Genomic DNA, 24,333 nt, shown 5'->3' on the forward strand with positions numbered 1-24,333 from the left:
CTGACGGTCCGCGGCGGACGGTCGGCCGGCGGCCGCCTGACGATCGTCCGGCGGCCGGTTGAGGGTCGGCGGCCGGTTGACGGTCAGCGGACGGTTGACGGTCGGCGGCCGGTTGACGGTCGGCGTCAATTCGCTGGCCTCCCGCTCCCCCCTCCTCGTAACGTCCGAGTACCGGGTAGGGCGCTTACAGGGTTACGGGGGCGGGACATGTCGGTCGCAGCGGTGGGACGGGCCGCACGGGAGAGCGTGGCGGGTATGCCACGGGCGTTCTGGTGGCTGTGGACCAGCACCCTGATCAACCGGCTGGGCGCCTTCGTCGCCACCTTCATGGCGCTGTACCTGACGCTGGAGCGGGGCTACTCCGCCTCGTACGCGGGGCTGGTCGCGTCCCTGCACGGGCTCGGCGGGGTCATCTCCTCGCTGGTCGCCGGCGTGCTGACCGACCGGCTCGGGCGGCGGCCCACCCTGCTGGCCGCCCAGCTGGCCACCGCGGGCTCCGTCGCCCTGCTCGGCTTCATGGAGCACCCGGTGGCCATCGCCGCGGTCGGTTTCCTGGTCGGCGCGGCCTCGAACGCCTCCCGGCCCGCCGTGCAGGCGATGATGGCGGACATCGTGCCGCCCGAGGACCGGGTGCGGGCGTTCTCCCTGAACTACTGGGCGATCAACATGGGCTTCGCGGTCTCCTCCGCCGCGGCCGGGTTCATCGCCGAGCACAGCTATCTGGCCGGCTTCCTCGGCGAGGCGGCGCTCACCCTGGTCTGCGCGGTGCTGGTCTTCGTCAAGCTCCCCGAGACCCGGCCGGACGCGCGGGAGACGTCGACCGGAGGCGAGGGCACGGGGGTGCGGAAGGGGGCACGGGCCCGGGACGGTGTCCGGCTGCGGGACGTGGTGGCCGACGGGCGGTTCATGGGCGTCGTCGGGCTGTCGTTCCTGATCTCGCTGATCTTCCAGCAGGGGTATGTGGGACTGCCCGTCGCCATGGGGGCGGACGGCTTCGACGCGGCGGACTTCGGCCTGGCCATGGCGATGAACGGGCTGCTGATCGTGGTCCTCCAGATCCCGGTCACCCGCTGGCTGGTGCGCCGCGATCCGCGCCGGCTGCTGATCGTCTCCTCGATCCTGGCCGGGTACGGCTTCGGGCTCACCGCCTTCGCCGACTCGGTGGCCGTCTACGCGCTGACCGTCTGCGTGTGGACCCTCGCCGAGATCGTGAACGCCCCGACCCAGACCAGCCTGGTGGTCCAGCTCTCCCCGGTGCACGGCCGCGGCCGCTACCAAGGCGTCTACAGCATGTCCTGGTCGGTCGCCGCCCTGGTCGCCCCGCTCGTCTCCGGCGCGGTGATCGACCACTACGGCGCCGGCTGGCTGTGGGCGGGCTGCGCGGTGATCGGCACCCTGGCCGGCGCCGGGTACTGGCTGCTGATGCGCGGCCTGCCCGCCGCGCTGGGCGAGGCGCCGGGCGGCGGCCCGGATGCGGCGGTCGACGGAGCCGCGCCCCCGGCGGCGCCCTCGGCCGAAAGGGCCCCGGCCCCGGCCCCGGAGGGAAAGGTCCCGGCCCCGGCTCCTGCCCCGGCCTCCACCCCGGCCGAGTGACCGCACCCACCACCGGGACGGGTGAACGCCTCCGAGGCGGTTGTCCACAGGAATCCCCAGGAATCCACAGGCACCCGCAGGGATCCACAGGGGTGTTGGAATCCCCCGTCCCATGGCACGATCTCGTGTGCCGCTAAGTTACTGGCGGTTAATCAGGAGGGGCTGGAGGGGGACGTCGTGGACCGACGCCGTGGTGACGCTCGGCCGGGTGAGGGGCGCGGGCGCCGGAGCACCGCCGCCGCGATCACCGTCATCTGCGCGCTGACCGTGCTCGTACTGCCCGCCCAGGCGGCCTACGCGGCCCCGGGCGCCCCCGTGGCCCCCGACCCCACCTCCGCCTCCGCCCCCGCTTCCGGGGAGGGCCGCTCCCTGGAGCAAGTCCGCCAGGAGATAGAGGACTTGTACGGGCAGGCCGCCTCCGCCACCGACGCGTACAACCTCGCGGAGGAGCAGGCGGAGAAGCAGTCCACGGAGATTGTGCGGCTGTCCCGGGCCATCGTGGACGGCCAGCTCCGCATCGACGACCTCCAGCGGCGCGCGGGTGCCGCGGCCCGGGCGCAGTACCGCGCCGGAGGGATGCCCGACCAGGCCCGGCTGGTGCTCACCGACGACCCGGACCTCTTTCTCGACGGGGTCGGCCGGCTGCGCCAGGGCCAGAAGGCCACCAAGGACCTGCTGACCGAACTGAAGCAGAAGCAGGGCGACTTGGAGCAGTACACCAAGGACGCCAGCGCGCACTGGACCCGGCTGGAGAACGCCCGGGCCCGGCAGGCGGAGCGGAAGAAGGAGATCGAGGCCAAGATCGACGCGGCCGAGAAGCTGGAGTCGCGGCTGGAGGCCGACGAGCGCGAGCGGCTGCTGGAGCTGGAGCGGCAGGAGCAGGCCAGGGCCCAGCGGGCGTGGCTGGAGTCCGGCGCCCTGAAGTCGGCGGACAAGCCGGCCGAGGCGGGGACGGGAGCGGAGGCGAGCACGGCCGGCGGTAAGGCGGTGGCCTTCGCGACGGCCCAGATCGGCAAGCCGTACGTCTGGGGGGCGGAGGGCCCGGACTCCTACGACTGCTCGGGGCTCACCTCGCAGGCCTGGGCGGCGGCCGGCACGGTCATCCCCCGCACCTCCCAGGAGCAGTGGCGGCTGCTGCCGCGCGTCGACGTCGCGGACCTGCGTCCCGGAGACCTGATCATCTACCACGCGGACGCCAGCCATGTCGGGATGTACATAGGCGACGGCCAGATCGTGCACGCCCCCCGCCCCGGGCGGCAGGTGACGATCGCGGGCGCGGGCTCGATGCGGATCCTCGGAGTCGTCCGCCCCGACGCGGCCGCCTCCGCCTCCGCCTCCGAGTAGACACGCCGGTCGGCCGGCCGCCTGACTCCTGGAAGCGAGGCCGGGGCAGGCCTGGCCCGGGAACGCGGGCCGGGCAAGGCGACCTTAGGTGCGCCAGGCGCGGCAGGGCACGCCCCAGCCCGGCAAGGCGTGCCTGCCTGCCGCCGGGAGTCCCCGGGGAGCACGGGTCTGATCCGGGCGGCCTCCGGAGCGCGGGCCCGAGCATGACCTCCCCGGAGAGCTCGGGTCCAGCAGGACGGCCCCGCGAATGCGGGCCCGGGCCGAGTCGTCCGGGCGGGGCGGCCCCCGGAGCCGTCGGCCCGGCGGGGCGCGACCCGCCGGGCCGGGCCCGGCAGGGGACACTGCGGGCCTGCCCGGGCACCGCAGGCGGGCCGGGCCCAGATGGGCGCGCTTCGGGCGGGGCCTGGCACCGCGGACGGCCGGGCCCGGCAAGGCACCCGGTTGCCCCGGGCGCGGAAAGGCGCCCAATGCCCCGGGAATCGTCCCCACCGCGTCCGGCATGTGACCGGGCCAACACCACCCGCGTGATGTTCGTCATGAGGCGGTGCCAACTACCTCCCACTGCGCGGCATATGCCAACAGCCATCCCGTGATCGCCATTCCGTTGGGCCACCGCGTACCGCTATGGTCCCGTCGGCGGTGTGTCGTCCGACGCGCCGCCGTGCCCTCGGGGGGAGGGAAGGAACCAAGCCATGCCCGTACCCGTACCGCGGCAGAGGGTGGACCCATCGGACCGCGCCGCCGGCGCGGAGCACACAGGCGGCACCGACCTCACCCTGCTGGTGATCGAGGACGACCCGGCGGGCACCTTCACCGCACCGGAACTGACCGACGCCTCCGGCAACCGCGTCCGTATCCGGACCGCCCGCAACCTCACCGAGGCCGAGCGGCTGCTCACCGACGACGTGCACTGCGTGCTCGTCGACCTCGCCCTGCCCTCCTCCACCCCGGCCGGGTCAGTCGACGCCGACCGGCTCACCGCGCTCCGCCACGTGCTGCGCCTCGCGCCCCGGCACGCCGTACTGGCGCTGACCTCCGCCGGGGACGCGGAGCTGGCCGCGGAGGCGGTGCGCACCGGGGCCCAGGACCATCTGCTGCGCGAGGAGCTGGACGGGCCGCTGCTCAGCCGCGCCATCCGGTACGCGGTCGAGCGCAAGCGGGCCGACTCCGTACAGGTGAAGCTGGCCGAGTCGCGGCTGCGGGCCCAGGAGAACGCCCGGCTGGAGCGCGGACTGCTGCCCACCCCGCTGCTCCAGGGCTCCGACCTGCGGTTCGCCGCCCGCTACCGCCCGGGCCGGTCCCGGGCGCTGCTCGGCGGCGACTTCTATGACACCGTGCGCACCCCCGACGGCACGGTGCACGCGATGATCGGCGACGTCAGCGGGCACGGGCCGGACGAGGCCGCCCTCGGGGTGGAGCTGCGGATCGCCTGGCGGGCGCTGACCTTCGCGGGGCTGTGCGGGGACGAGCTGCTCTCCACGCTCCAGAAGGTGCTGGAGCACGAGCGGGAGAGCGAGGAGATCTTCGCGACCCTGTGCACCGTGGACATCGCCCCGGACGGGCGGCGGGCCGGGCTCTGCCTGGCCGGGCACCCCTCGCCGCTGATCGCCCGGCGCGGCGCCCCCACCGGGCTGCTGCCGTACGAGGACTCCGGCCCCGCCCTCGGGGTGCTGCCGCGCGCCCGCTGGCCGCGCAAGCAGGTGGAGCTGGGCGGCTCCTGGAGCCTGATGATGTACACCGACGGGCTGATCGAGGGCCGCACCGCCGGGCCCGGGTCGCCCCGGCTGGGCCAGGAGGGCATGGTCGAGATGGTCTCCCGCCAGTTCGCCCAGGGCCTGGACGGCGAGGAACTGCTGGAGTCGGCGGTCGCCGAGGTCCGGCAGCTGAACGGCGGGGAGCTGACGGACGACGTCGCCGTCCTGCTGCTCTCCCGCCACCGCCGCGACCGCCGCTGACGGACACCCCCGCCGACCGCCCATCGGCTACCGGCTACCGGCTACCGGCCGCCGTTGTACGGCCCGTACGGACCGTCGCTGCTGGAGCCGCCGCGGCGGCCGCCCCGCTTGCCGCCGCCGGACACCTGCCGGAGGGCGGGGCGCACGTCGACCATGAAGACGATCGACGCGATCAGCCCGGCGATCTGCAGGAACAGCATCGGCACCAGCAGGTTCACCGCGACCGTGATGCCCAGGATGACCAGCCAGAAGGTCTTGCTCTGCTTGTCCGCCGCCCGGTACGCGTCCTCGCGGGCCGTCACCGCGAGCAGGAAGGCGGCCACGGCGAGCAGGGTCATGGCGAGATACAGCAGCGAGATGAACGTGCCGAACCCCTGGAGCAACATGGTGAGCACCGCCTAGTCAGTCGTGGAACCCCGTCGTACCGTCGTTTCCCCTCGCGGCCAAGGTACTCGTACAACGCGGCCGCGCCGCCGAACGTGCCCGGGCCCGCGCAGCCGGGGTGCTCCCCCGGGTGCGCGGGCCGGACGGGCTCACGGCTACTCGCTACCGCCGGCCGGCTTCTTCGCGGCCGGCTTGCGCGCGGCAGGCGTCTTCTTGGCGGCGGCCCGCTTGGGCGCGGCCGCCGGGGTCTCCACGGTCGCGGCCGGGGCCTCCTCCGGCCCCTGGGTGGCGGACGGCGCAGGCGCTGGCTTCGGGGCCGGCTCCGGCTCGACCACCACGGCGATCTCGGTCAGCTCGTCGGCGGCCTCGCCGCGCCAGGTGCGCACGGCCTGTTCACCGTGCTCGGCGACCCGCTCGTAGGCCTCGCGCGCCTTGACCGCGTACTCGGCGGCCACGCCCACGCTCCGCAGGGCCAGGCCCTGGGCGGTCTCGCCGAACTTCCTGAAGTCGGTGTCGATGCTGCCGAACGCCTCGGTCACCCGGGCCTGCACGGTGGCCTGGGCCTCCTTGGCCTGGGTGCTGACCCGCTCCTGCACGGCCTTGGGGTCGGTCCGGCGTACCGCGTCGATCCGCGCCGGCGCCTCGGTGGCGATCTGCTCGATCAGCCCGGGGACCTTGCGCGCCTGCCGCACGGCGAGGTCCGCCGTACCGGCGGCGAAGTAGAAGGGGGTACGCAGTTCTTCGATGATGGCCACGGTGGTGATCCTCCGGATCGCACAGTCGGGAGAGTCGGAAATCTGGGAACTGGTCAGGGACCGGGCAGGGGCGGAGCCCGCCACCCGAGGCTCGGGCGGCTGCTCAGGTACGGGCCCCAGGCCCCGTACCGGCCGCACCGCCGATACCCGCGTCCTCGCCGGCATCGTGGACGACCAAGGCCGCATCGAGGCCGTTCTCCTTGCGGAACGAGTCGTAGATCTGCAGCAGCACCTGCTTCTGCCGCTCGTTGATCGAGGGGTCGGCGAGGATGACCGCACGCGTCTCCAGCTCCTCGCGCTCCCGCTCGTCCAGGATCCCGGCCCGCACATACAGCGTCTCCGCGGAGATCCGCAGCGCCTTGGCGACCTGCTGGAGCACCTCGGCACTCGGCTTGCGCAGCCCGCGCTCGATCTGGCTCAGATACGGGTTGGACACCCCGGCCGCCTCCGCGAGCTGCCGCAGCGAGAGCTGCGCGCTTCGGCGCTGCTCCCTGAGGTAGTCACCGAGGTTGCCGACGTTGAGCGATGCCATGCCACCGATGGTGCCCCCACTCGCTAACTTTTGCAAGCAACCGCTTGCAAAAGGCTGTCACCCGGTCGCCAAGCCGTCTGTGTCTCGCAGCGATAGTTGACATATCTCAGCAGTGGTTGGCACCGCCTGGCTGGCGGACGTCCAGGCGGCCTCGCGATACCTCTCGCCGGTTGACGCTTCACGAACTCGTCGTCGGACGACATCAGGACGTCAGTGGCTGGCGACGTGGGATGTGAGTGGTCAGCGACAGTTGCGGAAGTAGTGCAGGGCCCGGCCCGAGTGTGGACGGACCCTGCAGGAGGTGAAACGTTGATGCGTCAGGAAGCTCGGCGTACCACCGAGTAGCGGGTTCGCACCCAGGTGATCCACGGCATCAGGACTTCGCTCACTCCCCACATGACTGAGTACCCGTACGCGAAGGTCGGGTGGAGATCGATCCAACCGAGGAACGTGGCCGGCGGCAGCGCAATGGCCACGCCACGCCCGGTGGAGGCCACGCACTGGACGATCGACATGGAGGTGGGCTTTCCGCCGCTGGCGGGGGGAACGGGCACGCGATCGGTCAGCGCTTGGTCCCGGAGAGCAGCGGGGTCGGGCGGGGCCGGCTCGTCAGGTACGGACGTCAGGCCGGGGGTGTGGGACGTGAGCTGCTGGTTCATGATGGGTTCCGTCTTCCTTGGTCGTGATCTGGCCGGATCGGATTTGGGGGACATGGGCCGGGGCCGCGTTGCAACGCGGCCCCGCCGCCGTTTACGGGGACTCAGCCCTCCTGGCTCTGCTCCTCAGAGGAGTCCCGGGGCGTGGACACAGGCAGCCCTCGGTGGCCGAACGGGTCTTTGAGTGCGTAGAGGGGCCGAGAGGCCCGCCCCGAGGGAACGGCGAGGGTCTCGTACACCTGCGATCCGACCCGTTCCAGGACCTCGTGGTGGATCAAGTCCTTGATCCCCTTCGCGACAGTCCGCTCGGCAAGGCCGTACCACTCACCGACTTTGGCCTGGGCCAGCGAGAACTTCGGCTTCCGCTGCGCCAGGGAGATCAGGTACACGGCCTTGCCCGGCAGGGACAGGGTCGTGTGCAGGTTCTGCTCCCAGTACTCGAAGGGCAGCTGGAAGTACGCCTCGTTGGCGACCGGCGGGTGGTAAGGGCCGGAGCCGTCCTCGAGGAGCTTGGTAACCGTGGTCCGACGGCCCGCGCCCCTGGCGGTTGAGATGACGTTGAGTTCCCTCAGCCCCTTCCAGGCACGGGAGACTGCAGATGCCCCGGACTTCTCGTCGAAGATGCCCACTGTCCTGGCCCAGGTCGATGACCAGTCGGTCACCGAGTAGTCGCCGGCGCCGGTAACTGCGGCCATAAGCAGGTAGAGGTCGAGAGCACGCTCCTGCCTGCTGGCGACGAGGGAGCGCATGACGCCGGGCTGGGTGTTGGGGGTCTTGCCCGTCTGGAGGAAGTCCCTCCTGATCGGCACCGTACGGTTCGCCCGCTTCGAGCGGGCGAGGAGGAGCTCAATGGTGCGCTCCTGGGTCAGGTGACCCAGGTTCTCGCCGACCTCGTCCGTGTCGATCCCAGCCTTCTCGGCTGCCTGGTTTCTCTCGCTCTCGGTGGTGGTCATACGGAGAGGGTGACACACTTGCTGCCACCTTGTGCACGCAATCAACCCCTGGTCAGCTTCGCTGACTTGACGCGCCGTAGTGCGCTTAAGAAAACTACGTGTGACTGCTATTTAAGGCACCTTCTTAGGACGCACATTCAAATTACCTATGCCCGGGTTGTTGGCCTCATAGAAGGTGAGCCGCCAGCTGAGCAGCCGCTTCCTCCGCGGGTGAAAAATCTTGAGTGTCTTCCGGCGAGCAGCCGCGCTCTGGGTACTGCCCAGAGGGGTCTGTCCTAAGGTTCTCGTCCTCACCGAGGCCTCGATCGCGGCGGAGGCATGGAAGACGCCGGTCGCGTACGTGGACATCCCGGAGGACACGTACTGCGCCGAGGCGGCGGCGACCGGCCTGGATCCCTGGTGGCTCTACGCCTTCTCGTCCATGTTTGCCTCGGTGCGCGAACAGCGCTGGGACCGGGTCGGACACGACTACACCCAGCTGACCGGCCGCTCCCCTCTCGCCCTCCGCGACGTGCTGTCGGCATACAGGTGAGAGGACCGGTCGCCGCCAGCGTGGGCCGCATGATCGTATGGATGCGGCACCCTGGTGATGCCGATGACCTTCCTGGTGGAGGAGTACTGGCGGGAGATCAGCGCGGGTCTCGCCGAACATGCGGTTCCGGTACGGCACTTCGTCCTCCACGCCGATCAGGACACCCTCCGCGGGCGCATCGCCGGGGACACCGTCCTCGGCCCCGACTCCCCGTTCCGTCTGCGGCACCTTGAGCCCTACGCCGAGGCGGCCCGCACCTGGCTGCACGGGGAGGCCGAGGTCATCGACACCACGCACCTCACACCCGTCCAGGCCGCCCTGCGGATCGCGGAGGCCGTCAAGGGGTGAGGGCACATTCCCCCGAGAGGAGCTCGAAGCCCTGAGGCGGGTGTGGCGGACGCACCGTCCGGTCGGGGGGCGTAGGGCCGAGGCCATCGACACCACGCACCCGCGTTCCATTCCGGCGTTCCAGCCGAGGCGTAGGAGCGCTGGTCGGGGGTGGTGCGGGCGTTCCGGTGTCCCGGACCGGCCGTTGGCCGTGGCGGTTGGGACGGATCGGGCCGCAGGCTGCCGGCCAAGCCCGGGTGTCGACCCGGTGGACCGAGCGTGGAGTGGCCCCGATGACCTTACGGATAGCGATCACCGCCGAACCGATTCCCTCCCATGTGTCCGCGCTGGACTACGTCATCTGCCCGGCCCTGGAGCAGGGCCACCGGGTCACGCTGCACGCCCCGTCCATGTTCCGCCGCGAGGCCCGGCTGCGGGGGGTGGGGTTCGGTCGGGCCGGTGCGGAGTGGACGTGCGATCCCGTCGTCCAGCGGGCGGCGAGCGAGGTGTGGCAGCGGCACGGGAACGCCGCGTTCAATCGGTATGTCTTCGGCGACCTCTGGCCCGGGCAGGCCGAGGCGAAGGCTCGGGACCTGCTCGGCGCGTGGGCCAGGGAGCGCCCCGATCTGGTGATCGCCGAATGCGGCGACCTCGGGGCGCAGCTCGCGGCCAGGGTGCTGGGGCTGCCGCTGCTCGCAGCGGACAACGGCCTCGGCCCGGTGCTCCTGGACCTCTGGGACGCCCATGTCGCGCCCGCGCTGCTCCCCCTCTACAAGCGGTACGAGCTGGACCCGCCCGCGCTCCCGCCGATGCTCGGCCCGGCGCCGGTGCACTGGTTCTACGAGGGGAGGGAGATTCCGCCGCCGCCCTCGGTACGGGCGGTCCGGCGCACCCTCGCCCCCTTCCGTACCGCCCTCGCGGAGGGTCTGGTTCCGGCCCTCTCCCTCCGCCCTTCGCGCCCGCTCGTCTATGTGAGCCTCGGCACCCTGACCACCGCGATGTCCGGCCTGCGGAGGGTCGTCGGGGACGCGTACCGGGAGATCATGGCGGCGCTGCGGGCGATCGACTGCGACGCGATCGTGTCCGCGGGGGACCTCGCGGGCCGGCTGCCGAGCGGGAGCCCGCACCTCAGGGTCGTCCCGCACGCCCCGCAGCCCGCGCTGCTGCGCCGGGCCGACCTGTTCGTGACGCATGGCGGCCGGGCGTCCCTGCTCGACGCGGTGCAGGGCGCGACCCCCGTCCTGGGCATGGGCGTTCTCGGCGACCAGCCCGGCAACACCGCCGCGTTCGCCCGCCGCGGTCTGGGCCGGGCGCTGGACATCACGGCGGGACGCGAGGCGATCGCCGGCGCCCTGACGGACCTGCTGGACACCCCGCGCTACGGCGCCGCGATGGGCGCGGCCGGCGCCGAGCTGGCTCAGCTGCCGCCGCTGGATTTCCAGGAGATACGGGGCATGCTGGGCGGATGACGAGGGTGAGCGGGACCGGTGGATGGTGGCGTGACTGGCAGCTCACGGAGGATGTCGATGACTTCCTTGCCGCGGCCGGTGACTTCCTGCGTTCGCGGCCCGGCCGGCATGTGATGCCGTTGACCTGGACCGCGCGGCTGCGAGCGCGCGGCGCGGGCGCGTTCGGCACCGGACCCGCGGTGTTCGGCCGGCTGGAGGAGAAGGGTGAGGTCCGCGCCGTCTTCTTCCGCCTGCCCTCCCGCGGGCTGGGCCTCACCCCGCTCACCCCCGAGCAGGCCGACACCCTCGCCGCCCACCTGGCCGCCCTCGGCCACTCCCTCCCCTCCGTCAGCGCGGACCGCGACAGCGCCAGCGCCTTCGCCGAGGCCTGGCAGCGGCACACCGGGGTGACGCCGAGACTCCGGGACCTCCGGCTGCGGCTGTACCGCCTCGGCACGCTCACCCCGCCGGACCCGCTGCCGGCCGGCCGCGGCCGCGTCCTGGGCGAGGAGGACCTGGACCAGGCCGTGTACTGGTGCGGCGAGTTCGCCCAGGCGGTCGGGGAGTCCGTCTCCCTCAGCGCCGAGTCATGGGCGGACTCCCGTTACGCCGACAAGCGCTACACGCTCTGGGAGACCCCGGACGGCACCCCCGTCTCCCTCGCGGGCATGAACCCGCTGATCGGCGGCCAGATCCAGGTGGACGTCGTCTACACCCCGGCCCGGCTGCGCGGCCACGGCTACGCGGGCGCGGTGACCGCGGAGGTGAGCCGGGCCGCGCTGGCCGCGGGCGCACGGGAGGTCGTGCTGTTCGCCGATCTGTCCAACCCCACCAGCAACGCCCTCTACCAGCGCCTCGGTTATCGGGCACTCGCCGACTGGGCGGTGTACGACTTCCCGGAGACCGCCGGCGACCCGCGTACGAGCCGGGGTTGACCTTGCCCTTGGGGCAGGCCCCAGCATCGGTCAGGCCGGGCACCCGACGCCCGGCCCGAGGAATCCGAGGAAGGTGAGGACGGGAGCCATGCGGTTGCTGACCATCGGAGCGTTCGCCAGAGCGTCCCGGCTGTCCCCGAAGGCCCTGCGCCTCTACGACGAACTCGGCCTGCTGACCCCCGCCCGGGTCGACCCGCTGACCGGATACCGCCACTACGCGCCCGAGCAGTTGGAGCACGCACGGCTGGTCGCCTGGCTGCGCCGCCTGGGCATGCCGCTCGCCCGCATCCGGCTGATAGGCACGCTGGACGCGGACACGGCCGCCCAGGAGATCCGGGCGTTCTGGGCAGGGGTCGAGGCGGAGACCGCCGAACGGCGGCACCTGGCCGCCTTCCTCGTCGACCATCTGAGCCGAAGGGGCCCCGACATGACCGCGATCACCACACCACCGCTGGAGATCCGCTACGCCGCCCTGTCCCACCAGGGCCTGGTCCGCGGCAGCAACCAGGACACCGCCTACGCCGGCTCCCGGCTGCTCGCGGTCGCCGACGGCTTCGGCGGGGCGGGCGCACCCGCCGGCTCCGCCGCGATCGAGGCACTCAAGCGGCTGGAGGGCGGCGCGGGGGAGGGGGACGAGGGCGGGGTGGCGGTCGGCAGTCTGCTGGGGGCTCTGGAGGACGCGGTCGAGCAGGCCGGACGGGCCGTACGGAGCATCACCGCCGAGGACGGGGACGGGGAGGACGCCGGTACGACGCTCACCGCGCTGCTCTGGACCGGGTCGCGGCTGGCCCTCGCCCACGTCGGCGACTCCCGCGCGTATCTGCTGCGCGACGGCGAGCTGTTCCAGATCACCCATGACCACACCCTGGTCCAGTCGATGGTGGACGAGGGACGGCTCAGCCCGGAGGAGGCCGGTTCCCATCCGCAGCGGTCCCTGCTGACCAGGGCCCTGGGTCTGAACGCCGAGGCCGGCAACGGGGGTGCCGGGACGGCCCCGGCGGACGTACGGCTGCACGACACACAGGCCGGCGACCGCTGGCTGCTCTGCTCCGACGGGCTGTCCGCCGTCGTCCCGGCCGAGGAGCTGCGCCGGGTGGTCGCCTCGGCCGACGGCCCCGAGCAGGCGGTGCACCGGCTCGTCGAACTGGCCAACCGGTACGGCGGCCCCGACAACGTCAGCTGCGCCGTGGCCGACCTGCGCGAGCCGGCGGCTGCGACGGCTTCGCCCGCTCCCACCCCTTCGGGCACGTAATTCGCTAACTCCCCGTGGCCGGAAGCCGGCGGTTCCGGGACCCCGTCAGAAGACGTCCGGGCACCACGGCCGGCGGGAGGTGCGCAGCAGGGCGTCGGCGCGGGCCGCGGCGCCGGGGGCGCTCTCCTCGACCCGGCCCAGCGCGGCCAGCCGTACCGCCGACTCGTCACCCAGGTAGAGGGTGCTCAGCTCCTCGATGCCGAGGGTCAGTTCGGCGGACGCGGTGGTCGGCGCGCAGCTCGCACCCTCCGGGCCGGCCTCCAGCCGGAACCGCCCGCCGGAGAGCCCCGACCCGTCGCGCACCTCCAGGACGAGGGCACCCTCGGCGGCGTAGGTCCGCGCCTCCAGGGCCCGTACCACGTCCATGATCCGCAGCCAGAGGAAGTCGGCGTGGGTGGTGACCCTGGCCGCGCGCGGGTCGGGCAGCAGCAGCGGCAGCAGGTCGTCGGGGGCGCGGTGGCCGGTCTTGACCAGGGTGATCCAGTCGACGGAGCAGAGGAAGAGCCAGAGCGCGCGCTCGGCGGCGGGCGTCGCGGCGACCTGCTGGCGGACGGTCGCCGTGTTCAGCGGCTGCTTGCCGTCCTCCCAGTGGTCGTCGGCGGTGTACGCGAGATAGCCGTCCGGCTCGCCGGAGGCCGAGCGGTACACCGCGAAGAACGGCTCCTTCCACGGCTCGTCCGGGATCTGGTGCATCCCGGTGCTCCGCTCCCACCAGCGCGCGGAGCGGCTGACCATGCCGTGCCGTACCGCCCGGACCCGCTCGAAGAGGTCCGGGCCCAGCTTGCGCAGCTCCTCGGGGGTGACCAGGTCGATCCGGCCGCCGTCGCCCGGGCCGGACCAGCGCGGATCCAGCCCGGCGCGACGGAGGTCGACGGTCCACTCGGTCGACCAGGCGGCCGGCCCGAACCCGTACCGCCCGTAGATCGGGTACTCGGCGGCGATCAGGGTGGACAGGACGTCACCGCGCTCCCGGGCCGCCGCGAGGTCGGCCGCCATCATCCGGCTGAGCAGCCCGCGCCGCCGGTGGGTGGGTGAGACGGTGACATTGGTGATCGCGTCGGCCGGGACGAGGGCGCCACCCGGTACGGAGACGTCCTGGTCGTGCGAGCGGAAGGTGGCCACACAGCGCTCGTCCTCGAAGGCCCCCTGGGTGCGGGTGGCATCGATGTTCGCGCCCCGCACCCTGACCTCCTCCTCGCTCGCCGACGGCGGAAACAGGAACCCGACGCGCATGGCCCGTATCCAGTCGGCCACGTCGGCGTCGGTCTCGGTGAGGGTGCGGAGGTGGAGGCTCATGGCGGCACAGGCTAAATCCGCGTACCCGCACCCCGCATCCGATTTCCTCCCGGAACGCTCAGCCCGGCTCAGAACGCGGCGCGGACCTCGCCCACCCGGCGGCCGCCGCCGAGCAGTGGGGTGTCCGCGATCCGCTCCAGTACGGGATCGGAGACACCGAGCAGCTCCAGGGCGCGCGCCAGCACCGGGCCCAGCGCCCGGGTGGAGCCGTCGTCGATCTTGAAGGCGAGCGCCCGGCCGTCCGCCAGCGCCACCGCCTGCACCGCCTCCGCGCCCATCTTGGACAGGGTGCCCGGGACGGCCCGCATCAGCCAGGTGTCCGGGCGCCGGGTGCCCGCCACGTACTCCGGGTGCGCCCGCATCGCGTCGGCGACCCGGCGCTGCGGGGTGCCCGGCTCCGCCAGGACGTAGGAGCGGAACGCCCGGGCGAGCCCCAGCAGGCTGATCGCCATCAGCGGCGCCCCGCAGCCGTCCGTGCCGACCGAGGCCACCGGCTCCCCGGCGGCGGCCTCCACCTCGTCGTGGACCAGGCGCTGGAGCGGGTGCGCCGGGTCCAGATAGCTGCCGGGGTCCCAGCCGTTGAGGGCGCAGGCGGCGAGCATCGCGGTGTGCTTGCCCGAGCAGTTCATGGCCAGCCGGGCCCGGCGGTGCCCGGCGGCGAGGTACGCCTCCGCCTCGACCGGGTCCAGCGGCAGGTCGGGCGGGGTCTGGAGGTCGGCCTCGGTCAGCCCGTGCTCGGCGAGCATGGTGCGGACCAGGTCCAGGTGAATCGTTTCGCCCGAGTGGCTGGCCGCGGCCAGCGCCAGCCGCTCACCGGAGAGCTCCAGCCCGGCCCGCAGCAGCGCCGCCGCCTGCATCGGCTTGTTGGAGGAGCGCGGGTAGACCGGCGCCGCCGGGTCGCCGACCGAGTCCAGCACGCTCCCGTCGGCGGCCAGCAGCACCAGCGATCCCCGGTGGTGGCCCTCGGTGAAGCCCGAGCGGACCACCTCGGCGAGGACCGGCGGCGCGGCGGCGGCCGGGGGTGCGGCGGGGGCGGAGGAGGTCATGGAACGGCGGCCTTCCGGGAGGGACCCGCCGCCGCTGCCTCAGCGCAGCAGGTCGTCTACTTGAGCTTCGCCCTCACGGTACCTGCGGGCGATCTCGGCGCTGCAACCGTCCGCCGTCCGCTGGAGCTGCTGGCGGCGGCGCGAGACCTGCTGCTCGTAGGCCGCCAGCCGCCCCAGCCCGTCATGCAGCTCCTGGTCCGTCCGGGCGGCCAGGTCGGACAGCCCGACCTCGGCCAGCACCTCGGCCGCGAACCGGCGGTACTCCTCCCCGCGCGGGGTGGAGAGCGTCACATGCCGGGCCGAGGAGCGGTGCCGGGAGGGGGCGTCCGCGAGGATCTCGGACAACCGGTCCACCACCGGCGGCTGCGCCCCGCCGCGCCGCGCCAGCTCGGCCCGGAGGATGTCGATCCGGCCCTGGAGCAGCCGGCGGACATAGCTGAGGTCGGCCTCGTCGGCGCCGGAGTCCCGGCGCAGCGCCCGCAGTTCCGGCAGCCGCAGCGCGGACAGGTCGTGCGGCGGCTGCTCGGCGGCGGGCAAGCCGCCCGGTTGGCCGTCACCGGGGAGTGCGGCGGGCAAACCGCCGGATGGGCCGCCATCGGGGAGTACAGCGGGCAGGCCGCCCGGTTGGCCCTCACCGGGGAGCACGGCGGGCGTCCCCTCACCGGGGAGTACGGCGGCGGCCGTGCCCTCGGCGCCCGGGGCACCCGGGCCCGGCTGACCGGCCGGCGCCCCGGTCCGCTGGGCGGGCGGGCGGTCCGCCGGTCCACCACCTCGCCTGCCGGTGGCACATGTCATCGGTACGGGATGCGGCGACTGCCCGGCGCCGGAAGTGCTCATGTGGAATCCGTCCCCTCGACCGGTGCGTAAGGCACCGCCTGAGAGGCATGGTGCCAGTTGTGCCACCGCCGGTGCAGGCGGCTGCACCCGTTCGGACGCGTACGAATCACGCCGGGGTTCGCTTCGGGAGCGGGACGGAGGGACTCCGGGAGCGGGGCGATAGGTTGGTCGCCATGCGTGCGGTGGTGCAGAGGGTGGACGGCGCGAGCGTCGTGGTGGCGGGCGAGACGGTGGGCGAGATCACCGGCGAGGGGCTGTGCGTCCTGGTCGGGGTCACCCATGACGACACCCCCGAGAAGGCGGAGCGGCTGGCCCGGAAGCTGTGGTCGCTGCGGATCCTCGACGGCGAGAAGTCCTGCTCCGACGTGGACGCCCCGCTGCTGGTGGTCTCCCAGTTCACGCTGTACGGGGACGCCCGCAAGGGCCGCCGCCCCACCTGGAACGCCGCCGCTCCCGGCCCGGTCGCCGAACCGCTGGTCGACGAGGTGGTCGCCCGGCTGCGGGAGCAGGGGGCGACGGTGGCGACCGGCCGGTTCGGCGCCGACATGCGGCTCTCGCTCACCAACCACGGCCCGTTCACGGTGCTCGTGGAGGTGTGAGTACGCACCCGGGTGGCCCCGCGATCGCCCCGGGATCGCCCCGGGGCCGTACGGGCTACGGCTCGACCACCGTCTCCTGGGCGGCGGCCGTGGTGCCGGCCAGCAGCGGGGCGTCCACCGGGACGTTCCGCTTCACCAGGGCGAGCGCGATCGGGCCCAGCTCGTGGTGGCGGGCCGAGCTGGTGATGAAGCCCAGCTGGCGGCCCTCCTCCCCGTCCGAGGCCAGCCGCACCGGGGTGCCGTGGCCCGGCAGATGCACCTCGCTGCCGTCCAGGTGCAGGAAGACCAGCCGGCGCGGGGGCCGGCCCAGGTTGTTGACCCGGGCCACCGTCTCCTGGCCCCGGTAGCAGCCCTTCTGGAGGTGGACGGCGCTCTCCAGCCAGCCCAGCTCGTGCGGGATGGTCCGGTGGTCGGTCTCGAAGCCGAGGCGGGGCCGGTGCGACTCGACCCGCAGCGCCTCGTACGCCAAGACGCCGGCCGCCGGGCCGTGCCGCTCCGCGAAGGCCGCCAGCTCACCGCGCGGCAGGAAGACGTCCCGGCCGTGCGGGGTCTCGCGGACCACGGCGCCGGGCGGCACCTCGGCGATGGAGCCCGCGGGCAGGTAGACCACGGCGAAGTCCTCGGTGCGGTCGGCGACCTCCACCCGGTAGAAGAACTTCATCGACTCCAGGTAGCCGATCAGCGCCTCCTGGGTGCCGGGCTCCACATGCGCCCAGACCGTCTCGCCGTCGTCCACCAGGTACAGGGCGTGCTCGATGTGCCCGTTGGCGGAGAGCACCAGCGCCTCGGTGGCCTGCCCGGGCGGCAGCTCGCTGACGTGCTGGGTGAGCAGCAGGTGCAGCCAGGTGAGCCGGTCCGCGCCGCTGACCGCGACGACCCCCCGGTGGCTCAGGTCGACCAGGCCCCGGCCGTCGGCCAGGGCGCGCTGTTCCCGGAACAGGTCGCCGTAGTGCGCGGCGACCCCTTCGTCCGCGCCCTCGGCGGGCACGGCGCCGGGCAAGGAGAGCAGGGGACTGGTCGGTGACTGTCGCAGCATGCGATCAGCCTACGACTCCCCCGTACGGGCGTCGCCCGTGTCACCCCGCGGCTTCCTCCCGTCCGCGGCGGCGGCCGCCTTTCCGGGGACAGGCCGACCGGCGGCGGCCGCCTCGGCCTTCCCCGTGCAGTCGGCGCAGCGGCCGAAGATCGCGAAGTGCTTGAGGTCGGTGTCGAAGCCGAAGGTCTCGCGCAGCTTGGCGGTGAACTCGGCGGCCACCTCCACGTCCGCCTCGATCACCTCGGTGCAGTCCCGGCACACCAGGTGCAGATGGTGGTGCCGGTCCGCCAGATGGTAGGTCGGCGCGCCGTGGCCCAGATGGGCATGGCTGACCAGGCCCAGCTCCTCCAGCAGCTCCAGGGTCCGGTAGACGGTGGAGATGTTGACCCCGGAGGCGGTCTTGCGCACCTCGGTGAGGATGTCGTCGGGCGTCGCGTGCCCCAGCACGTCCACGGCCTCCAGGACGAGCTGGCGCTGGGGAGTCAGCCGGTAGCCGCGCTGCCGCAGGTCGCTTTTCCAGTCGGTGCTCACCACGCGTCCAGTGTAGGAGCCCCGGCCCGTCCGGCTCAGGGCTCCGATGCCGCGCAGCGGCCGTTCCACACAAGCGAGCGTCCGGCCCGCGCCCCCTGGGGCGCATGGCCCTACTTGAAGAAGGCGATTCCGTCGTCCGGGAGGTCGCCGAGGTCCTTGGCCCACGCCTCGACCTGCTGCGGGGTGACGACCTTCTTCAGCTGCGCGGACATGTACGGGCGCAGCGGGACCTCCGGGGTGGCCTTCTCGCCGACCCACATCAGGTCACCCTTCACATAGCCGTAGAGCCGCTTGCCACCGCTGTACGGCCCGGAGGCGGCGGTCCGCGCGACCGCGTCCGTCACCAGGTCGATCTGCGGCTTCTTGTCGGCGATCTCGCCGTACCAGACCTCGACGACACCGGAGTCGCGCACCATCACGACCTCGACCTTGCGGTCCTTGTCCACGCGCCAGAAGCCGCTCTCGGTCTCCAGCGGGCGGACCTTGTTGCCCTCGGAGTCGAGCACCCAGGTGTGCGACACGTACTCGATGAAGTCCCGGCCGTCATGGCTGAAGGTGGCCGACTGGCCGAAGTTGCACTTCTCGGCGCCGGGGAAGTCCGAGACGCCCGCGCCCTCCCAGGTGCCGAGGAGGAACGCGAGGGGGACGAGTTCCGGGTTCAGGTCGGACGGGATCTCGATCATGGGCTGCTCTGCCGGTCTCTCGGGGCGCGGGGGGCGTTCGGGAAGGTGGTTCTACGAGGTCGGGGGGCGCTCAGCGCTGGCCCTGGTACAGCTTCTTCACGGTCAGGACGGCGAAGGCGAGCACGCCCACGCAGACCAGGACCAGCAGGGCGGAGAAGAAGGTCTCAAGCACGGGTGCTCCTCGGTGAGCGGGGCTGACGGCGGCGCCGGGGTGGTACGGCGGGTACGCGGACCGCCTCCCAGCCTAATGGGTGGCACCCCGCCGCTCCTCGCGAGGTACGGGGCGCGGCCCGGGCGGGCCGTACCCCGCGCCGTACAGTTCCCGGTATGGCGAAGAAGCTCGTGATCAAGGTGACCGCGGGGGCCGACGCCCCCGAGCGCTGCTCGCAGGCGTTCACGGTGGCGGCGGTGGCCGTCGCCAGCGGGGTGGAGGTGTCCCTCTGGCTGACCGGTGAGTCCTCGTGGTTCGCCCTGCCGGGCCGGGCGGCCGAGTTCGAGCTGCCGCACGCGGCGCCGCTGCCGGACCTGGTCGACTCTGTCCTGGCCGGGGGCCGGATCACCCTGTGCACCCAGTGCGCGGCCCGCCGCGAGATCACCGAGCGGGATGTGCTTCAGGGGGTGCGGATCGCCGGGGCGCAGGTCTTCGTCAGCGAGGCGACGGCCGACGGCGCCCAGGCCCTCGTCTATTGATCCACGGGGAACTGATCCCGGGGATCTGATCTACGGGGATCAGGGGCTGGGTCGGCGGGGGCGGCGCCGCCCGTCCAGCTCGTCCCACCACTCGTCGGACTTCTCGTCCCCTGAAGGCATCTCGTCCCACCAGCGGTCCTCGGGGCCCCGCCGGTTGGCGACCATGGCCGCGATGGGCGGTATGACCATGGCGACCACGCACATGGCGATGGCGGCCGGCACCGACCAGAGCCGCACCACGGCCCAGGCCCCCACGAAGAGGACCAGGCAGACCGCCATCATCCCGAAGTAGAGATGCCGACGCCGTGCGTACATACGTCCAGGGTACGAGCCGCCGCCGGCGTTCGGGCAGACGCTGAACGGGGCGGACCGGCCTCCGGGCAGACCGAAGGGCCGTGCCCCGGCCCGGTAAGCGTCCAACCCCCAGGAGGCACGGCCCTTCGACCGTCGTGCGGGCCTTGCGGCCGCTGTATGGCAGTGCTCAGACCGCGATGGCGACCTCGGCGAGTCCGCCCTGCTGGGCGACGACCGTGCGGTCGGCCGTGCCACCCGGCACCAGCGCGCGGACCGTCCAGGTGCCCTCGGCCGCGTAGAAGCGGAACTGCCCGGTCGCGGAGGTCGGGACCTCGGCGGTGAACTCGCCGGTCGAGTCCAGCAGGCGCACGTAACCGGTGACGGGCTCGCCGTCGCGGGTCACCTGGCCCTGGATGGTGGTCTCACCGGGCTTGATCGTCGAAGCGTCGGGGCCGCCGGCCTGTGCTCCACACATAAGGGGTACTCCTAGGTAAAACGGGGGGAGGGAGGGGTCGGGGGGCTGCTGCCTACTTTGCGGCGCCGAGCTCGATCGGCACGCCGACCAGGGAGCCGTACTCGGTCCACGAGCCGTCATAGTTCTTGACGTTCTCCTGGCCGAGCAGCTCGTGCAGCACGAACCAGGTCAGGGCCGAGCGCTCACCGATGCGGCAGTAGGCGATGGTGTCCTTCGCCAGATCGACCTGCTCGTCGGCGTAGAGCGACGTCAGCTCGTCGTCCGACTTGAAGGTGCCGTCGTCGTTGGCGTTCTTGGACCACGGGATGTTGCGGGCGCTGGGCACATGGCCGGGGCGCTGCGACTGCTCCTGCGGAAGGTGCGCCGGGGCGAGCAGCTTGCCGCTGAACTCGTCGGGGGAGCGCACGTCGACCAGGTTCTTGGCGCCGATCGCGGCCACCACGTCGTCGCGGAAGGCGCGGATGGAGGTGTCCTGGGCCCGGGCCTTGTACTCGGTGGCCGGGCGGCTCGGCACCTGGGAGCCGTCGACCAGGTCGCGGGAGTCCAGCTCCCACTTCTTGCGGCCGCCGTCGAGCAGCTTGACGCTGTCGTGGCCGTACAGCTTGAAGTACCAGTAGGCGTACGCCGCGAACCAGTTGTTGTTGCCGCCGTAGAGGACGACCGTGTCGTCGTTGGCGATGCCCTTGGCGGACAGGAGCTTCTCGAAGCCCTCCTGGTCCACGAAGTCGCGGCGGACCGGGTCCTGGAGGTCCTGCTTCCAGTCGATCCGGACGGCGTTCTTGATGTGGTTCTTGTCGTACGCCGAGGTGTCCTCGTCGACCTCGACGATGACGACCTTCGGGTCGTCGATCCGGGCCTCGACCCAGTCGGCGTCTACCAGGACGTCGCTGCGGCTCATGCTGTTCTCCTCCGGGGCAGTGGGCGGCGGGATGGTGCGGGTGGTGCGGGGTGTGGCCGTTCGTATCGGAGCCGGTCCGGCCCTGGCGGTTCCTCGCGGTGCGGCGGGTTGGCGTTCTGCCGCGCCGGTGCGGATACCCGGTGCCGGGGCGGCGGGCCCGGTCTCGGATCGTGCGGTGCGATCGCGGACGCTCGCGCGCCTCGACCGCTCACCTTGTCCTGATCGTCGGGCCTCGCTCGCCTCTTCCTCGCCTCTGCGCGTCTCGTGTCGCGGCCGTGCGGGTCCGTCTGGCGGCTCGTACGGCACTGCTGCGGGTACGGGATCGTGGCTGGTGCGGCTCGGGCACGGTCCAGGTCCGGCCGGGGCGTCGGAACGCGCGGGGACCTCGGGGCTGCGGAAGACCGGGCTCCGCTCAGAGGGAGCGACAGAGCATGGCGGCGACGCGGCACAGGTCTACTGCCCGCCGCTTCGTGAGATCCGCCTGTCGCTGCTTCATGCGTCCGATCGTAGGGACGGACCGGCGGCCGTGTCACCGGCGTGTCGAATCCTGAGACGAGAACGCCCGAATGGCGGGACGGCGACAGCGAAGGCCCGCTCCGGGGCCACCGCGGAGCACCCGATTCGCCCGGCTCCGCCTACGGAACGGACGGCTCCGTCTCACCATGTGGGGCAGGCGGGGAGCAGACGAGGCAGACAGGCGGCGGTCAGCCGGCCAGGGCGACGTCCTTGCCGGTCAGCGAGATCCGCAGGCCGTCCGCGGTCGCCTCGGCCTTCTGGAGGCTCAGCCCGGTGGGCAGCCCGCTGATGGTGCGGTCGAAGTCGGTGCGCTCGCGGATCCGGCCCTCCACCCCGGGTAGGGAGCCGCCGGGCACCTTGTCGGCGCGCACCCGCAGGGTGTTCCCGTCCACCACGCTCACCGTGGACAGCACGCTCTCACTGATCTTGCCGAGCACCGGCACCTCGATGGAGCCGGTGAGCTTCACCTTGCCGTTGTCGCCATAGGCGAGGGTGACGTCCTCCTGGGCGGCGGCGGCGAGGTCGGCGTAGCTGATCCGGGCGGTGCCGGTGGCGGTGGCCGCGATGGCCCGGTCGAAGTTGCCCTCGATCCGCACATCGCGCAGGGAGGCGTCCATCTCGGTGATCCGGACCGCCCGGCCGCCCGCCGAGGCCTCCGCCCCGGACAGGCCGATGTCGACCTGCTCCAGCTCCCGGCCGACCACCTGGGTGAGGAACGGGAAGCCCTTGATGGACACCTCTGGGGTGGACGACAGGCCCCGGCTGGCCTTGACCCGGTCCGCCACCTCGGACTCCGCGTAGTTCACCGCCAGCCGGTCCGCGAGGACGAACAGCCCCCCGAGGACCACGGCGGTGATCAGAAGTATCCGCAGTGCACGCATCGTTCGGTGTCCCCCACCCTGGCCGTCGTCGGTCCGTCCTTGCCGACCCCCGTCGTCACGTCATGATCGACGTTCGAGGGGGCCGTTCGGTTCCTGTTCCCGCCCCCGGCCCGCGCAGACCCCGGCCGCCGGACCAGTGCCCGCCGTCACACCAGGGCCCGCCCCAGCAGGTACACCGCGGGCGCGGCGGCCGCCAGCGGCAGCGCCACCCCGGCGGTCATATGGACGAAGCGGGACGGGTAGTCGTAGCTCGCCACCCGGTGGCCGATCAGCGCGCACACCCCGGCGCCCGCCCCGAGCAGCGCGGCCCGCAGCGGCTCCGCCCCGGTGAGCAGTCCCGCGGCCGCCCCGGCACCGGCCGCCGCGAGCAGCCCGGCCACCAGGGAGAGGGGGCCGGGCAGCGGCAGCGCGCGTACCGGTACGGCGGCCGCGACCGCCAGTGCCCCGATCACCACGGCGTCCTGGACGGCCGCCAGATGGCCCGCCGCCAGCACCGCCAGCGCGGACGAGACGACCGTGGCCATCAGCCCGTACTGCCGTTCGTCCGAACCGGCGTGGCTGCGCAGCTGGAGGACCAGCACCAGCAGCACCCACACTCCGAGGGTGCCGATGATCGCCGCCGGTGCGTGCTGCCGGCCGGTCGCCAGCAGCGCGGCGTCGGCGGTGACCCCGCCCGCGAAGGCCAGGGCGATGCCCTGCCGGGCCGGCCACATGCCGTTGAGCCGGAACCAGCCGGCCGCGGTGACCGCCTGGAGCAGGACGAGCGGCAGCAGCAGCCCGTACGGCCCGAGGGCGGCGCCCCCGGCGAGCAGACAGCCCAGCACGGCGGTGAGCGCCGCCGGCTGCATGCCCGGCTCGATGATCGGCGACCGGCCCTCGGCCCGCGCCCGCTGGGCGTCGGTCAGCCGGACCTCACCGGAGGTGGTCGGCGCCCCGTAGGCCGGTCCGGCAGGCCCGGCCGGGGCGGGAACCGCGGCGGCGGGCCCCGGTACGCCCTGGCCGGTCACCGGCTCGGCCGCCCCGGGGGCGGGTTCGTCGTCGGTGATCGGACGCAGCATCGCGGTGGGCCGGTCGTACGGCACCTCGGGCGGCAGCGGAGCCCCGGCACCCGTCTCCGGGGCGGCCGGCGGATGGCCGGGCCGTTCCGCCGGTCGGCTCTGCTCATCCCGGATCGGCCGCAGGATCGCGGTCTGGTCCACGGGAGCGGGGGCGGGGGTGGGAGCGGGGGCAGAGGGTGGAGCGGTCTGCCGGAGGGAGGGCTGGACATGGGTGTCCCAGGTCTGGCCCTCCCAGGTCTGGTCACCGTAGGACTGCTGAGCGCCGTAGGGCCCATGGCCCCCGGATGACCGCTGGGCACCGTACGGCTGCTGGGCATCGGCCGGCTGCTGCGCGCCGTAGGGGGACTGCGTGCCGTAGGGGGGCTGCGTGCCGTACGGGGGCTGGGTGCCGCCACTCTGCACCGGTGCGCCGCCGTAGGACGGGGCGCTCTCGTACGGCTGCGTCTCGTACTGCTGGTACCCCGGCTGGGCGCCGCTCGCGTAGGGGTTCGGTTCGGCGGGGCGGGACCCGTCCGCGTAGGCGGAACCGGGCTGCCCGTACCGGGCCTGGGGGTTCTGGGGAGCCTGCGGGGTCTGCGGGGCGTAGGGCCCGGGCTCATACGGAGATGGCTGCCCCTGCGGGTACGGCTGCCCGCTGCCGTACGGCTCCTCGGTCCCGTACGCCTGCCCGTCCGCGTACGACTGCCCGTTCTCGTACGACTGCCCGTTCCCGTCCGCGTACGGCTCCTGGCTCTCGTACCGCTGCCCGTCCCCGTACACCTCCCCGGTCCCGCTCCCGTTTCCGTACTGCTCGCTCGGATACTGCTGCTCGCTGCTGCTCATGCTGC

At 73.0% G+C, this 24,333-nt stretch carries 26 protein-coding genes and 1 pseudogene; 10 read left to right on the forward strand and 17 right to left on the reverse strand.

The window, feature by feature from the left end; all coding sequences use genetic code 11:
* The first annotated feature begins 207 nt into the window (after positions 1-207).
* The 3 genes from ABZ945_RS26665 (at position 208) to ABZ945_RS26675 (ending at position 4,892) form a co-directional block, all read left to right on the forward strand.
* Positions 208-1,593, forward strand: a complete 1,386-nt coding sequence (locus ABZ945_RS26665; protein WP_361274354.1) for an MFS transporter — start codon at positions 208-210, stop codon at positions 1,591-1,593.
* Positions 1,594-1,770: 177 nt separating this feature from the next.
* Positions 1,771-2,937, forward strand: coding sequence for a C40 family peptidase (locus ABZ945_RS26670; protein ID WP_361274356.1), 1,167 nt, complete (start codon positions 1,771-1,773; stop codon positions 2,935-2,937).
* 692 nt (positions 2,938-3,629) lie between these two features.
* Positions 3,630-4,892: a SpoIIE family protein phosphatase gene (locus ABZ945_RS26675; RefSeq protein WP_361274359.1), complete on the forward strand. Its 1,263-nt coding sequence runs from the start codon at positions 3,630-3,632 to the stop codon at positions 4,890-4,892.
* A 41-nt stretch (positions 4,893-4,933) separates the two neighbouring features.
* Here ABZ945_RS26675 and ABZ945_RS26680 read toward each other — a convergent pair whose 3' ends face one another.
* The 5 genes from ABZ945_RS26680 to ABZ945_RS26700 all read right to left on the reverse strand — a co-directional run bounded on the left by ABZ945_RS26680 (position 4,934) and on the right by ABZ945_RS26700 (position 8,172).
* A complete protein-coding gene (locus ABZ945_RS26680; RefSeq protein ID WP_248636427.1) occupies positions 4,934-5,278 on the reverse strand; it encodes a DUF2516 family protein in 345 nt (114 codons plus the stop codon).
* Positions 5,279-5,431: 153 nt separating this feature from the next.
* On the reverse strand, positions 5,432-6,031 hold the full coding sequence (locus tag ABZ945_RS26685; protein WP_361274361.1) for a hypothetical protein: 600 nt from the start codon (positions 6,029-6,031) through the stop codon (positions 5,432-5,434).
* 103 nt (positions 6,032-6,134) lie between these two features.
* Complete coding sequence (locus ABZ945_RS26690; protein WP_361274363.1) at positions 6,135-6,563, reverse strand: helix-turn-helix transcriptional regulator; 429 nt, start codon at positions 6,561-6,563, stop codon at positions 6,135-6,137.
* Between the two features lie 317 nt (positions 6,564-6,880).
* Complete coding sequence (locus tag ABZ945_RS26695) at positions 6,881-7,222, reverse strand: hypothetical protein (RefSeq protein WP_361274366.1); 342 nt, start codon at positions 7,220-7,222, stop codon at positions 6,881-6,883.
* A gap of 101 nt (positions 7,223-7,323) precedes the next feature.
* Positions 7,324-8,172 (reverse strand): hypothetical protein, encoded by an 849-nt coding sequence (locus ABZ945_RS26700; RefSeq protein WP_361274369.1) that lies wholly within the window; start codon positions 8,170-8,172, stop codon positions 7,324-7,326.
* 220 nt (positions 8,173-8,392) lie between these two features.
* Between ABZ945_RS26700 and ABZ945_RS26705 the strand changes: the two genes are divergently transcribed.
* The 5 genes and pseudogenes from ABZ945_RS26705 to ABZ945_RS26725 all read left to right on the forward strand — a co-directional run bounded on the left by ABZ945_RS26705 (position 8,393) and on the right by ABZ945_RS26725 (position 12,666).
* The gene (locus ABZ945_RS26705; RefSeq protein WP_361274372.1) at positions 8,393-8,704 is read left to right on the forward strand and encodes a hypothetical protein; all 312 of its coding nucleotides are present in this window, start codon (positions 8,393-8,395) and stop codon (positions 8,702-8,704) included.
* A 45-nt stretch (positions 8,705-8,749) separates the two neighbouring features.
* Positions 8,750-9,052 (forward strand): annotated as a pseudogene (locus ABZ945_RS26710) (ATP-binding protein); the annotation flags it as partial.
* A 272-nt stretch (positions 9,053-9,324) separates the two neighbouring features.
* Entirely contained in the window at positions 9,325-10,500 is a 1,176-nt protein-coding gene (locus ABZ945_RS26715) for a glycosyltransferase (protein WP_361274375.1), read from the forward strand.
* The gene (locus ABZ945_RS26720; protein ID WP_361274378.1) at positions 10,497-11,414 is read left to right on the forward strand and encodes a GNAT family N-acetyltransferase; all 918 of its coding nucleotides are present in this window, start codon (positions 10,497-10,499) and stop codon (positions 11,412-11,414) included. Before ABZ945_RS26715 ends, ABZ945_RS26720 begins: the two co-directional genes overlap by 4 nt.
* Before the next feature lie 88 nt (positions 11,415-11,502).
* Positions 11,503-12,666: a MerR family transcriptional regulator gene (locus tag ABZ945_RS26725; RefSeq protein ID WP_361274381.1), complete on the forward strand. Its 1,164-nt coding sequence runs from the start codon at positions 11,503-11,505 to the stop codon at positions 12,664-12,666.
* A gap of 45 nt (positions 12,667-12,711) precedes the next feature.
* Here the strand turns inward: ABZ945_RS26725 and ABZ945_RS26730 are convergent, their stop codons facing one another.
* The 3 genes from ABZ945_RS26730 to ABZ945_RS26740 all read right to left on the reverse strand — a co-directional run bounded on the left by ABZ945_RS26730 (position 12,712) and on the right by ABZ945_RS26740 (position 15,545).
* Positions 12,712-13,962, reverse strand: coding sequence for a GNAT family N-acetyltransferase (locus ABZ945_RS26730; RefSeq protein ID WP_361274384.1), 1,251 nt, complete (start codon positions 13,960-13,962; stop codon positions 12,712-12,714).
* A 68-nt stretch (positions 13,963-14,030) separates the two neighbouring features.
* Positions 14,031-15,008 carry an asparaginase gene (locus ABZ945_RS26735; protein WP_361274387.1) on the reverse strand — a complete coding sequence of 326 codons (978 nt, stop codon included), beginning with the start codon at positions 15,006-15,008 and terminating at the stop codon, positions 14,031-14,033.
* Between the two features lie 39 nt (positions 15,009-15,047).
* Positions 15,048-15,545 carry an ABC transporter substrate-binding protein gene (locus ABZ945_RS26740; protein WP_361274389.1) on the reverse strand — a complete coding sequence of 166 codons (498 nt, stop codon included), beginning with the start codon at positions 15,543-15,545 and terminating at the stop codon, positions 15,048-15,050.
* A gap of 473 nt (positions 15,546-16,018) precedes the next feature.
* On the opposite strand from ABZ945_RS26740, the gene dtd reads away from it, so the two are divergent.
* A complete protein-coding gene (gene dtd / locus ABZ945_RS26745; protein ID WP_361274392.1) occupies positions 16,019-16,444 on the forward strand; it encodes a D-aminoacyl-tRNA deacylase in 426 nt (141 codons plus the stop codon).
* Positions 16,445-16,499: 55 nt separating this feature from the next.
* On the opposite strand, the gene ABZ945_RS26750 is transcribed toward dtd, so the two are convergent.
* The 3 genes from ABZ945_RS26750 to ABZ945_RS26760 all read right to left on the reverse strand — a co-directional run bounded on the left by ABZ945_RS26750 (position 16,500) and on the right by ABZ945_RS26760 (position 18,694).
* Positions 16,500-17,480, reverse strand: coding sequence for a folate-binding protein (locus ABZ945_RS26750; RefSeq protein WP_361274395.1), 981 nt, complete (start codon positions 17,478-17,480; stop codon positions 16,500-16,502).
* 9 nt (positions 17,481-17,489) lie between these two features.
* Complete coding sequence (locus ABZ945_RS26755; protein WP_361274398.1) at positions 17,490-18,014, reverse strand: transcriptional repressor; 525 nt, start codon at positions 18,012-18,014, stop codon at positions 17,490-17,492.
* 107 nt (positions 18,015-18,121) lie between these two features.
* The gene (locus tag ABZ945_RS26760; protein WP_248636345.1) at positions 18,122-18,694 is read right to left on the reverse strand and encodes an FABP family protein; all 573 of its coding nucleotides are present in this window, start codon (positions 18,692-18,694) and stop codon (positions 18,122-18,124) included.
* A 327-nt stretch (positions 18,695-19,021) separates the two neighbouring features.
* Here ABZ945_RS26760 and ABZ945_RS26765 point away from each other — a divergent pair, with 327 nt between their 5' ends.
* A complete protein-coding gene (locus ABZ945_RS26765; RefSeq protein ID WP_361274402.1) occupies positions 19,022-19,384 on the forward strand; it encodes a DsrE family protein in 363 nt (120 codons plus the stop codon).
* A gap of 39 nt (positions 19,385-19,423) precedes the next feature.
* Here ABZ945_RS26765 and ABZ945_RS26770 read toward each other — a convergent pair whose 3' ends face one another.
* The 6 genes from ABZ945_RS26770 to ABZ945_RS26795 form a co-directional block, all read right to left on the reverse strand.
* Positions 19,424-19,699: a DUF3099 domain-containing protein gene (locus ABZ945_RS26770; protein WP_361274405.1), complete on the reverse strand. Its 276-nt coding sequence runs from the start codon at positions 19,697-19,699 to the stop codon at positions 19,424-19,426.
* Between the two features lie 166 nt (positions 19,700-19,865).
* Complete coding sequence (locus ABZ945_RS26775) at positions 19,866-20,153, reverse strand: DUF1416 domain-containing protein (protein ID WP_105870484.1); 288 nt, start codon at positions 20,151-20,153, stop codon at positions 19,866-19,868.
* A gap of 52 nt (positions 20,154-20,205) precedes the next feature.
* Positions 20,206-21,051: a sulfurtransferase gene (locus tag ABZ945_RS26780; RefSeq protein WP_361274408.1), complete on the reverse strand. Its 846-nt coding sequence runs from the start codon at positions 21,049-21,051 to the stop codon at positions 20,206-20,208.
* A gap of 412 nt (positions 21,052-21,463) precedes the next feature.
* Positions 21,464-21,547: a putative leader peptide gene (locus ABZ945_RS26785; RefSeq protein ID WP_361274487.1), complete on the reverse strand. Its 84-nt coding sequence runs from the start codon at positions 21,545-21,547 to the stop codon at positions 21,464-21,466.
* 208 nt (positions 21,548-21,755) lie between these two features.
* Positions 21,756-22,448 carry a DUF2993 domain-containing protein gene (locus ABZ945_RS26790; protein ID WP_361274410.1) on the reverse strand — a complete coding sequence of 231 codons (693 nt, stop codon included), beginning with the start codon at positions 22,446-22,448 and terminating at the stop codon, positions 21,756-21,758.
* A 146-nt stretch (positions 22,449-22,594) separates the two neighbouring features.
* Positions 22,595-24,328, reverse strand: coding sequence for a hypothetical protein (locus ABZ945_RS26795; RefSeq protein ID WP_361274413.1), 1,734 nt, complete (start codon positions 24,326-24,328; stop codon positions 22,595-22,597).
* Between the last annotated feature and the right edge of the window lie 5 nt (positions 24,329-24,333).

Origin of the sequence: Streptomyces sp. NPDC046887, from assembly GCF_040644755.1 — a bacterium.
Taxonomy (GTDB): domain Bacteria; phylum Actinomycetota; class Actinomycetes; order Streptomycetales; family Streptomycetaceae; genus Streptomyces; species Streptomyces lichenis.

Bases quoted from the DNA above. Each gene is read 5' to 3' on its own strand.
- ABZ945_RS26665 (WP_361274354.1), top strand. From the start codon at position 208: ATGTCGGTCGCAGCGGTGGGACGGGCCGCACGGGAGAGCGTGGCGGGT.
- ABZ945_RS26675 (WP_361274359.1), top strand. From the start codon at position 3,630: ATGCCCGTACCCGTACCGCGGCAGAGGGTGGACCCATCGGACCGCGCC.
- ABZ945_RS26680 (WP_248636427.1), bottom strand. From the start codon at position 5,278: ATGTTGCTCCAGGGGTTCGGCACGTTCATCTCGCTGCTGTATCTCGCC.
- ABZ945_RS26690 (WP_361274363.1), bottom strand. From the start codon at position 6,563: ATGGCATCGCTCAACGTCGGCAACCTCGGTGACTACCTCAGGGAGCAG.
- ABZ945_RS26695 (WP_361274366.1), bottom strand. From the start codon at position 7,222: ATGAACCAGCAGCTCACGTCCCACACCCCCGGCCTGACGTCCGTACCT.
- ABZ945_RS26700 (WP_361274369.1), bottom strand. From the start codon at position 8,172: ATGACCACCACCGAGAGCGAGAGAAACCAGGCAGCCGAGAAGGCTGGG.
- ABZ945_RS26715 (WP_361274375.1), top strand. From the start codon at position 9,325: ATGACCTTACGGATAGCGATCACCGCCGAACCGATTCCCTCCCATGTG.
- ABZ945_RS26720 (WP_361274378.1), top strand. From the start codon at position 10,497: ATGACGAGGGTGAGCGGGACCGGTGGATGGTGGCGTGACTGGCAGCTC.
- ABZ945_RS26725 (WP_361274381.1), top strand. From the start codon at position 11,503: ATGCGGTTGCTGACCATCGGAGCGTTCGCCAGAGCGTCCCGGCTGTCC.
- ABZ945_RS26730 (WP_361274384.1), bottom strand. From the start codon at position 13,962: ATGAGCCTCCACCTCCGCACCCTCACCGAGACCGACGCCGACGTGGCC.
- ABZ945_RS26735 (WP_361274387.1), bottom strand. From the start codon at position 15,008: ATGACCTCCTCCGCCCCCGCCGCACCCCCGGCCGCCGCCGCGCCGCCG.
- dtd (WP_361274392.1), top strand. From the start codon at position 16,019: ATGCGTGCGGTGGTGCAGAGGGTGGACGGCGCGAGCGTCGTGGTGGCG.
- ABZ945_RS26750 (WP_361274395.1), bottom strand. From the start codon at position 17,480: ATGCTGCGACAGTCACCGACCAGTCCCCTGCTCTCCTTGCCCGGCGCC.
- ABZ945_RS26760 (WP_248636345.1), bottom strand. From the start codon at position 18,694: ATGATCGAGATCCCGTCCGACCTGAACCCGGAACTCGTCCCCCTCGCG.
- ABZ945_RS26765 (WP_361274402.1), top strand. From the start codon at position 19,022: ATGGCGAAGAAGCTCGTGATCAAGGTGACCGCGGGGGCCGACGCCCCC.
- ABZ945_RS26770 (WP_361274405.1), bottom strand. From the start codon at position 19,699: ATGTACGCACGGCGTCGGCATCTCTACTTCGGGATGATGGCGGTCTGC.
- ABZ945_RS26775 (WP_105870484.1), bottom strand. From the start codon at position 20,153: ATGTGTGGAGCACAGGCCGGCGGCCCCGACGCTTCGACGATCAAGCCC.
- ABZ945_RS26780 (WP_361274408.1), bottom strand. From the start codon at position 21,051: ATGAGCCGCAGCGACGTCCTGGTAGACGCCGACTGGGTCGAGGCCCGG.
- ABZ945_RS26785 (WP_361274487.1), bottom strand. From the start codon at position 21,547: ATGAAGCAGCGACAGGCGGATCTCACGAAGCGGCGGGCAGTAGACCTG.
- ABZ945_RS26790 (WP_361274410.1), bottom strand. From the start codon at position 22,448: ATGCGTGCACTGCGGATACTTCTGATCACCGCCGTGGTCCTCGGGGGG.
- ABZ945_RS26795 (WP_361274413.1), bottom strand. From the start codon at position 24,328: ATGAGCAGCAGCGAGCAGCAGTATCCGAGCGAGCAGTACGGAAACGGG.